This window comes from Nocardioides sp. (assembly GCF_036374615.1).
Taxonomy (GTDB): domain Bacteria; phylum Actinomycetota; class Actinomycetes; order Propionibacteriales; family Nocardioidaceae; genus Nocardioides.
On record NZ_DASUTK010000132.1, the window covers coordinates 1 to 9,367 of the forward strand.

Genomic DNA, 9,367 nt, shown 5'->3' on the forward strand with positions numbered 1-9,367 from the left:
CACTGCGCCTTCCCCGGCTGCATCCGGCCACCGGTGATGGGCCACGCCCACCACATCCGCCACTGGATCAACGGCGGCCCCACAGCGCTGGAGAACCTGGTGCTGGTGTGCGGGCACCATCACCGCACCATCCACCACACCCCCTGGCGGGTCAGGCTCGCAGCCGACGGCAAACCCGAGTTCCTGCCACCACCCAAGCCGGGCTGCCCGCCCCCGGACTGGATCCGCCACCGCCACCGACGCGAGTAGCGCGTACCGGGTGCGCTCATACGTGGACCAGCGAACCCTAGGCCCGCTGGTCCCCGTGCGGGCGCCGGCTTGACCTCGTCGCACTTGTCGAGCGCGAGCGCATGGCCGGTGCCGAGACACTGAGCACGCGACCTGCGCGCTCTCCGCTCTCGAGTTCGTCAGCCGTCACCTCGGCCACCTGCCGCCGCGAGACACTCATCGTCGGAACGCGGTCGTCCATGCCGACGTGCGCCGGGGACGTCGTCGGCTCGTCGTTCAGCAGCACCGGCCGGACGATCGTCCAAGCCAGACTGCTCTCGCGAACCAGCTGCTCCTGGCGCTCCTGGTCCTTGACCTGCGGCCGGATCGCGAGCGTGAAGAACAGCTTCAGGCTGATCGGCAGCTGTGCGTAGGTCTCCCCGATGCCGTAGGTCGACTGCACGACCAGTCGCGGGACGCCGTGCTCGATCATCGCGTCGATGACGGCACGAGTGCCGCGGGAACGGATGTCCAGCGGCGACGAAGCGCGGCGGGTCAGCCGGACGCGGAACGGGTTGTCCGGGATGCCGAGGGTCACCGCGACGGCGTCCTGGCCGACCATCGCCTTGCGGAGCTCGTCCGGGTCCAGCACGTCACCGGCGACGTAACGAACCTCCTCATGGCCCTGGCCGTCACGCCCCGCGCTGCGGGCGAAGGCGGTCACCAGGTGCCCGCGCCGTGCCAGCTCGGCAACGACCGCGGCGCCCGTTCCCCTGCTTGCTCCTACCACCAGAACCTTCATCTCTCCTCCTGCGTCCAGGCCCGGAACGGCTCCGGGCTGGTCCCAGCGTGCGGCTCAGGACGTGGACGTTCAATGCCACAAAGACCATGGCTCTTGCTCGATCGTCCACCGCCCTGCACACTGGCGATATGGACCACGACGTGCTCACCGAGACGCTGCACGACTTCGGGATGACCGGGGTCTTCTACGCCGTCTCCGAGCTCGCTGCTCCGTGGGGGATCGAGATGCCGGCGATGCCCGGAACGCTCGTGTTCCACCTCGTCACCCGCGGTGAGCTCGTCCTCGAGGTCGAGGGGGAGACCACACCGATGGTCGCTGGCGACGTCGTGCTCGTCCCGCACGGCACCGGGCACGCGATCCTCGACAGCCCTGGCAGCGCCACGACCCCGCTGTTCGACCTGCCTCGCGAGGAGCTCAGCGAGCGCCACGAACGGATCCGAGTACCTGGGCCGGGCCCGGTCACAGGGCTGGTGTGCGGAGCCGTCAGCTTCACCGGGCTCGGCGTGGCCAGGCTGATCCGGGGTCTGCCGCCCGTGCTGCCCGCCGGTCGAGGGGACGAGGCCGCGTGGGTGCGCGCTGCCTTCGACGTCATCGGCGCCGAGTCGCGCAGCCCCAGACCCGGCAGCGACGTCGTCACCGCACGTCTCGCCGACATCCTCGTCGTCCACGCAGTCCGCGACTGGCTGGAGTCCAGAACTCCCGACCGGGGTTGGGTGACCGGCCTGCGGGACCCACAGCTCGGCCGGGCCCTCGCCGCTTTCCACAGCGAGCCGGGCGCCCCGTGGAGCCTCGAGTCCCTGGCGCGGAAGGCCGGCATGTCGCGGTCGGCTTTCGCGGCGCGGTTCTCCGACCTGATCGGGGAGCCACCGATGGCCTACGTGACGACGTGGCGGATGGACGTGGCAGCCCGGCTGGTACGCGAGGAGCGCCTTCCCCTCGCCAGGGTGGCCGAGCGGGTCGGCTACCGGTCCGAGGCGGCGTTCAATCGCGCGTTCCGCCGCGCCCACGGAGAGACGCCCGGCACCTTCGCCCGCCGGGACAGCATGTTCCAACACTGATAAGGACGGCGCGAGCAACGAGCGTGCAGCCGACGGCGACAGCCAGGTCAGCTTTGCTCGGCGTACCAGACTTCCTGCACGGTACGGCGCATGATGGCCCGCTGCATGGCCTGGGCGACGACTCCGAGGACGGCCAGCAACACCAGCGCCAGGTACCAGCCCCAGCTGTCCTCGACCTTGCCGGTGAACGCGCTCCGGGTGAAGTCGGCGGAGTCGAGCGAGCCCGTCAGCAGCATCAGGCCGGCGACCACACCGATCGCTCCGGCGATGGAGCTGAAGACAACGAGCACGATCATCGGCATGTTTCCGACGACCGACGCCAGGCCGATGATCGCGGCGACGGCGACGCCGACCAGGATGGCCAGCCAGCTCCAGTCGATCCCGAGGGCGACCACGAGGCCGGAGCCGATGGCGAAGCCGAACGCCGTCATGGCGAGAATCACCGCGACGGCGAAGTAGAGGTACGCGAAGATCGCGAACAGCACGGCGAAGACCAGGCCCAGGACCCAGCCGAGCACGGTGCCGAGGAAGCGCTCATCGGCGAGCCCGGCGACCAGTCCGGCGCCGAACGCGAATCCGGCGAAGAAGCCCCAGATAGGAAGCACGAGCCGCAGCACGAACTGGCCGGCGAAGAGCATGATTCCGCCGGCGAGGATGGCGAGGAGGCCCAGCACGATGTCAGCCATACGAGCAATGTAGGGCTCGCAGCCCCCTTCGGCCGGGATGCGGGCCGCATGGCTCGATGACGGATTCGATCATCGATCCGTGGGAGGAGACGGTCCCCGAGGACGGGCGCCGCGAGGAACGCGATCGACGGCGACCCCTCGACGATCTGGGCACACGCATTACGACGGAGCGGTGGCCGACTTCCCTCACACCCTCACGCTCGACCTCCACGGTGTCTACGACGTGACCGGGCTCGAGTACCTGCCCAGGCAGAACGGCTCCAACGGGCGGTTCAAGGAGTACCGCCGCATCTCCGGTTCCGTGTTACCCGTGGCCCCGTCCCGGCAGATCCGGCCAGAGGTCCACGTCCGTCACGGCGTCGACCGCCCAGGCGATGACTCGCCAGGCGGCCACGGAGACGGCAATGGTCGCGGCCGCGGTGGCGAGGACCACGACCTCGCCGTCCGAGCGTCCGGTGCCGTCGCTGATCACGCGAGTGAGCTGACGAGCGCCGCTCGGGCGGTGCCCGGCGCTGCGGCTCATGTTCGCGCCTCTCGTGCGAGCGCGGTGCCGAGGTCACGCTGCTGGGTGGACAGTGGCATCACCGACCACGGTGCGCTCCTCCTCGGTCCTGGGCATCACCCACTGAGGGTGAGTCGCGCCATCGAAGCCTCGCAAAGTGCGACACGTGCCTGCCGGCAGAACTGCCCGCGCGTCCGCGGGACCGGTCAGTCCCCGTCAACGACGCGCCTGGCCACCCAGAGCTCCTCGGCCGGCCACCTGGCTGCCCACGTGCTCGACACGATCTCGTAGAACGGATGGTTCTCGCTCTCCGGCGGAGCGTAGACCTCATGGAGAGCCTCGACCGCGAATCCCGCGGCGCGCAGGAGCCGCACCCAGTCCCCGTGCGAGGGATGGAATTCGATCCCGCCTCCCGGCCAGCGCACTCGGTAGGCCGCTCGCTGGGCACGCACGAGGCGTTCCTCGGCGACTCCCTCCTCGGTGGGGACGCACAGTGCGGACAGGAGGCTGTTGGTGAGAAATACCAACCGGCCACCCGGCCGCAGGAGCCGTGCTGCCTCCGGCAGCCACCGCTCGGGATCGCACCACGCGGCGACGCCGTGCTCACTCACGACGAGGTCGAAGCGATCGCTCGCCACCGGAACCCGCTCGCCGTCTCCTTGGATCAGCGGAAACACTGGTCCGAGGCGACGTTGGAGCCTCCGGGCGGTGCCGAGCTGTTCGATGGAGAAGTCGACGGCCACCGTGTTCGCGCCGGCACGGGTCAGCCACGCCGAGACGTAGGCGGTGCCGCATGCCAGCTCCACCACGTCGAGACCACGCACCTGTCCGAGGACGTCGAGGTCTCGCTCCGCGACCGCGAACATGCCCCACACGACGTCCGGTCGGGACCACATCGCCTCGGCGGCAGCATCGGTGAAACGTTCGTTCATCACCGTCCACAACGCCCGGTTGAGCGCAATCTCGGCGGCTCGCGCGTCGTGCACCTGATCATGCTAGGCCCCGGGCGGCGCGCAGCGGGCCGGGAACCAGGGGAGGTCTGGCGGGCCGTCGCAAACCGGCGGAAGTCGAGTCCGCGTGCGGCCGGTCGGGTTGCACGGGCCGTGGGAGGACGTGTTGACTGCCGATGAGCGTCTGGTCACCCCGTGCCGCGAGAGATGGAGGGGGCGGAGCCGTTGAGGGCTCCGAGCTCACGGCTGGTGGACGTCGCTTCCGACGTAGGCGAACGGAACTTCGAGGTTCTGTCCGCCATCCCTGAGGTGCGGGCTCGGGGCGGGGACACTCGACCGGTCACGGGGGAGCTCTCAACCGCGAGATGAGGGAGAGGCTCCTATGGGAGAGGTCGCTGGCAAGCACAAGAGGCGGGGGAACGGACCGGGAGGGATCTCCCGCGCACGGACGATGAGCCGACGCGCCGTGGTCGCTGCTCCGGTTGCCGCGAGTGCCGCCGCGCTGGTGCCGGCGGTCGCTCGAGAGCCCGGTCTGCCGTGGGTGACGCCGTTGCCGTCGCAGGTTGTCCACGAGGGGTACGGCGTGTGTCAGCACGTCAACTTCCAGACCACCGTCTACCAGCACCAGGCCGAGGTCATGGAGCGCTACGGGCAGATGGCCATCGCCCAGATGCGATCGATGTATCCACCGAAACTGCGCAGCTTCAGCGCGGCGATCGCCGGGGCCCGACAGTACGGCGTGAAGTGGAACGCCATCGTCGCCACGATGGCCACCGGCAGGTCTGAGATCGAGCAGAAGATCGCCCACATGGCGGCCAACAACCCGGAGGTGATCGGCTCCGTCGAGGGAGTCAACGAGCCCAACGAGGGAAGCGGCTGGGTCGGCCCGTGCCTGGACCGGCAGCGCTGGATCCACGACGCCGTGCGATCGCACCCCGAGCTGGACCACGTCACGATCCTGGGACCCTCCATGCACGACGTCCGGCTGGCGGCATCGGGCGGGGCCCACTGGAAGCAGCTCGCCGACGCCGGGATCGCCGACTACATGGACGTGTGCTCCGTCCACAACTACCCGGCCGCCTCCGTCCCCGACGCCAAGCGCGCCGAGCGGGTGCAGATGGTGTACGACGCCTTCGGTGACGGCTATCCGATCAAGTTCTCCGAGTGGGGCTACACCAACAGCCTCGGCGGGACCAGGGGGTCGCGGGTCGGTGGCGCGAGGCCGATCAGCAAGGACGCGGCCGCGTCGTACGACTGCCAGGCCGTGCTCGACTTCGCCAACCATGGTTGGCAGGTCATGCGGTACGAGTTCCTCGATGACCCCGACCCGACCAACCGGGTCACCGAGTCCAACTACGGGCTGTGGGAGGTGCAGTCCGTCGCGGGCGACCCCGACACGACGTGGACCCCCAAGCCGGTCGTGAAGCCGTTGACCGCGATGCTGCGGGCACTCCGCGACCCGGGCGGGCCCTACACGACGACACCGCGACAGCTGCGGGTGGACGCGCCCAGCGACGTGAGGTCCTGCGTGACGCAGAAGCGGGACGGGTCCACGACGCTGTGGTTGTGGCGCCACGTCCTGACCTGGGACCCGCGGACCGAGAGGAGCCTGAGCCCGGGCCCGGTCACCGCTCGGATCGAGCGACCGCGCCGGACCAGCACCGTCGAGGTGGGTCCGATGCCGGTGGCGCTACCACTCGAGGCGGCTACCCCCTGACCCACCGCCGCACGCGACGCTGGGCGCTCGAAGGTTTCTCGAAGGGCGCTGCCCCAAGGTGGCTTGCGCAGCTCGGGCACCGCGATCGGCAGGGGGACGATCGCCGGCCAGGCCGCGAGTGACGGGCGTCCGCGGGAGGACGGGGGACCAACCGCGGACGCCCGAACGGGCGTGTCCGCCCGGCACCCGTGACAGGTCGTCTAGCGGTCGAGGAGCTCAGCCTCCGGCCGCGGCTGCACCGCGATGTCGGCCATCCGGGCCGCGTAGGCCCGGTAGGCCCGCCGGGCCTCGCCGTGCCGGCGGGTGCGCGCGAGCAGCCGGACCAGGTCGACGTGCGCCGGCTCGTCGTACGGGTCGTCGGCCAGCACCGCCATCAACCAGGGGACCGCTCGCCCCGGATCGGGACCTGCGGCCAGCCGCGCCGCGAGGGTGCGCTTGACCTCGACCGACAGCCGCAGCAGGTCGTCGCGGACCTCCTCCGCCCAGTCGCCGTGCGTCTCGTCGTCGAGGAAGGGCGCGGGATGGAGCGAGGCCGCGGCCTGCAGGAGGGGTACGGCGTCCGCCGCTCCCGAACGCGCGGCGTCCAGCGCGGCCCGACCCAGCCGGTCGAACTCGACCACATCGATGCTGACCGTGTCCGGATCCAGCCGCGCCTGGCTACGGTCGGACGCGAGGTAGGTGTCGGGGTCGTGCCGGCGTCCGGGATCGAGCACCGCCCGTGCCGTCGACAGCGCGACCGACAGCCGGCCAGACGTGTCGCGGACGCCGGGCCACAGCAGCTCTGCGAGTGCGGTGCGGCTCATGGCCCGCCCCCGGCGGGCCGCCAGCACCTGCACGAGCTCGCGGCTCTTCCTCGACGGCCAGTCCGAGGTCCGCACTGTCACGCCCTCGACGACGACCGCGAAGCTGCCGAGCGTGCGCACGGCAACCGCCGGGGCCGTGGCCATGCCGATCTCGCGCAGCGGGCCGGCGATCACGTAGGCGTCGGCGCGGACGCCGAGCGCGTGCAGCGCTTGCCGCCCCAGCTCCTCGGCGCCGCGGTCGCCGGTCAGCCGCGCGGTCAGCACGCGGGACACCGCGGACCGGATCGCGCTGCCGGTCTCGAGCCAGATCTCGGCGGCCTCGGCGAGCAGCGGCATCGCCTCGTCGGGACGTCCGGTGGCGGTCCACCGGGCCAGCGCTCGGAGCTCCAGCGCGTCGGCGAGCTCGGGCAGGTCGTGGCGCCGCCCCGCCTCCGCGGCCGCGCGCTGCGCCCACGACTCAGCTGACTCGAGCTCGTGCTGGGCCAGCGCCACCCAGCCGGCGGCCTGGATGGCGCGTACGTCGCCGAGGGCGGCGGGCTCGTCGACGGCCCGCTTGGCGAAGGCGGTCGCAGCGGCCGGGTCGTCGGCGACCGTGGCGCGGGCCAGCCCGGCGAGCGCCGAGACCAGCACCTGCGCGTTCCCGGTGCTCTCCGCCCGCTCCACCGCCTCGCGGTAGGCCGCCTGGGCGCGGGCGGCATTGCCACGGATCCGTTGTGCGTCGCCCTCGATCGACAGCGCGAAGGCGAGCATCGGCGACCCCGCCGCCCGGAACACCTCCCGCGCCGGCTCCACCTCGGTCAGCGCCTCGTCGAGCCGCCCCAGCCCGAGCAGCGCCTCGGCGCGGTTGATGTTCGCCAGCGGCCCGACCAGCCCGGCGCCGCCCCGCTCGGCGATGGTGATCGACTGGTCGAGATGGCGCAGCGCTGCGTCGTACCGCCCCTCCTCGTTGTGCATCGACCCCAGGTTGTTGTGCACACGGACCAGGGTGATCACGTCGTCGGCGGCGGTCGCGTGGGCGAGCGCCCGTTGGTAGGCGTGCTGGTTGGCGGCACGGTCACCCTCGAGCGCGCAGACCAGGGCCTGCGAGACCCAGGCGGCTGCGAGTGCCGCGTCGTCCCCAGCGTCGCGGGCGGCCACGAGCGCGTCGTCGGCCAACTGCCGACTGCGCTGGGCGTCGCCCTGTGCCCACCGTGCCGACGCGTGAGCCGCGAGCAATCGGGCACGGTCGACCGGGTCCGCGTCGGTGGTGGCCGCGGCGGCGAACCATGCAACCGCCTGGCTGAACTCGCCGCGCTGGTGGTGCGCCACCCCGAACCGCCAGGCGGCGGCCGCAGGAACCCGCCGGCCCGCGAGCTCCAAAACTGCGAGCAGGCCAGCCGCCTGCTCGAGCGCCGCTGCCGCGGTGCCGCCGAGCAGCTCGCTGCTGTGGCGCTGCGCGAGGGCGAGAACCGTACGCGCGGCGGCCTCGGCATCGGCGGGCGTCGGCTGCGCAGACACACCCGTAGTGTGCCCCCAGTACGCGCGGCAGCGGGCAGAACCCCAGGATTCGCGTAGCCCCACCAAGGACACAGCAATCGAAGGAGACTCATGCGCAGCGAGCTGTTCGGCACGAACATCGAGTCGGCCACGACCGACCGCTTCACGTTGCAGAACCCCCGCATGCTGCGAGTCGCGCTCGACGGGGAGGTGATGGCGCGGCAGGGAGCCATGGTCGCCTACCAAGGCCAGGTCGATTTCGCCTACCAGGGTGCCGGCGGCATGGGAAAGCTCTTCAAGAAGGCGTTCACCGGCGAAGGCGTGCCGCTGATGAATGTGTCCGGTCGAGGTGACGTCTTCTTCGCCGACGACGCCATGGAGATCCACCTGGTGAACCTCGAGAACGACGCTCTCACCGTCAATGGCAGCAACGTGCTCGCCTTCGACCCCGCGCTCACCTGGGACATCAAGAAGGTCGAAGGTGCGTCGATGATGGCCGGCGGCATCTTCAACACGACTTTCACCGGCACCGGGACGGTTGCGATCACCTCGCACGGCACGCCCGTGGTTCTCGACGTCGACGCCCCCACGTACGCCGACATCCAGGCTGCGATCGCCTGGTCGACGTCGCTGACCACCACCGTGCGGCGTACGGCGGGCGCGAGCGCGTTGATCGGACGCGGTTCGGGTGAGGCGTTCCAGCTCGTCTTCAACGGCCAGGGCTTTGTCGTCGTCCAGGCCAGCGAGGGCCGGATCGTGGCCCCTCACAGCCACTGAGCTGACTGGCTGGCTCACGGCTGTGCGGTGCGGGGTCGACGTAAGTGTCGTACTCCCCGACGCATTGGTCGTCCTGCAGCCGCAAAGGGCAGCCACAGCGTCGGGGACTACCGCAGATGATCTGGACCAACCCAGCGCGTCAGGTCTGCGCACTCGAGCCGCCGCGAGATGGCGGGCCTCGGCAACCAGTGATCAAGCGATCACCAGGATCAGGTCACCTCCGTCGACCTGTTGGGTGCCGGTGATGGCGAGCCGCGCGACCTTGCCTGCCTTGGGGGCGGTGATGGCGGCTTCCATCTTCATCGCCTCGATGGTGGCGACGGTGTCGCCGGCGGAGACCTGGTCGCCCTTCTCGACGGCGATGGTCACGACCCCCTGGAACGGCGCGG

Annotated in this window: 10 protein-coding genes; 4 read left to right on the forward strand and 6 right to left on the reverse strand. The window is 70.9% G+C overall.

What is annotated here, in order from left to right; all coding sequences use genetic code 11:
• On the forward strand, positions 1–249 hold a 249-nt coding region (locus VFZ39_RS10645), incomplete at its 5' end, for an HNH endonuclease signature motif containing protein (RefSeq protein ID WP_330865726.1).
• Positions 250–286: 37 nt separating this feature from the next.
• Here the strand turns inward: VFZ39_RS10645 and VFZ39_RS10650 are convergent.
• Positions 287–1,009 (reverse strand): NAD(P)-binding oxidoreductase, encoded by a 723-nt coding sequence (locus VFZ39_RS10650; protein ID WP_330865727.1) that lies wholly within the window; start codon positions 1,007–1,009, stop codon positions 287–289.
• Between the two features lie 128 nt (positions 1,010–1,137).
• On the opposite strand from VFZ39_RS10650, the gene VFZ39_RS10655 reads away from it, so the two are divergent.
• Positions 1,138–2,067, forward strand: coding sequence for an AraC family transcriptional regulator (locus VFZ39_RS10655; RefSeq protein WP_330865728.1), 930 nt, complete (start codon positions 1,138–1,140; stop codon positions 2,065–2,067).
• A 47-nt stretch (positions 2,068–2,114) separates the two neighbouring features.
• Here the strand turns inward: VFZ39_RS10655 and VFZ39_RS10660 are convergent, their stop codons facing one another.
• From VFZ39_RS10660 to VFZ39_RS10670, 3 genes are all read right to left on the reverse strand, one after another.
• Positions 2,115–2,753: a hypothetical protein gene (locus VFZ39_RS10660; RefSeq protein WP_330865729.1), complete on the reverse strand. Its 639-nt coding sequence runs from the start codon at positions 2,751–2,753 to the stop codon at positions 2,115–2,117.
• A 304-nt stretch (positions 2,754–3,057) separates the two neighbouring features.
• Positions 3,058–3,276, reverse strand: a complete 219-nt coding sequence (locus VFZ39_RS10665) for a hypothetical protein (RefSeq protein WP_330865730.1) — start codon at positions 3,274–3,276, stop codon at positions 3,058–3,060.
• A 185-nt stretch (positions 3,277–3,461) separates the two neighbouring features.
• On the reverse strand, positions 3,462–4,241 hold the full coding sequence (locus VFZ39_RS10670; RefSeq protein ID WP_330865731.1) for a class I SAM-dependent methyltransferase: 780 nt from the start codon (positions 4,239–4,241) through the stop codon (positions 3,462–3,464).
• A 415-nt stretch (positions 4,242–4,656) separates the two neighbouring features.
• On the opposite strand from VFZ39_RS10670, the gene VFZ39_RS10675 reads away from it, so the two are divergent.
• Positions 4,657–5,922, forward strand: coding sequence for a hypothetical protein (locus VFZ39_RS10675; RefSeq protein ID WP_330865732.1), 1,266 nt, complete (start codon positions 4,657–4,659; stop codon positions 5,920–5,922).
• 200 nt (positions 5,923–6,122) lie between these two features.
• On the opposite strand, the gene VFZ39_RS10680 is transcribed toward VFZ39_RS10675, so the two are convergent.
• Complete coding sequence (locus VFZ39_RS10680; RefSeq protein ID WP_330865733.1) at positions 6,123–8,222, reverse strand: BTAD domain-containing putative transcriptional regulator; 2,100 nt, start codon at positions 8,220–8,222, stop codon at positions 6,123–6,125.
• A gap of 90 nt (positions 8,223–8,312) precedes the next feature.
• On the opposite strand from VFZ39_RS10680, the gene VFZ39_RS10685 reads away from it, so the two are divergent.
• Complete coding sequence (locus tag VFZ39_RS10685) at positions 8,313–8,978, forward strand: AIM24 family protein (RefSeq protein ID WP_330865734.1); 666 nt, start codon at positions 8,313–8,315, stop codon at positions 8,976–8,978.
• Between the two features lie 192 nt (positions 8,979–9,170).
• On the opposite strand, the gene VFZ39_RS10690 is transcribed toward VFZ39_RS10685, so the two are convergent.
• On the reverse strand, positions 9,171–9,367 hold a 197-nt coding region (locus tag VFZ39_RS10690), incomplete at its 5' end, for a biotin/lipoyl-containing protein (protein WP_330865735.1).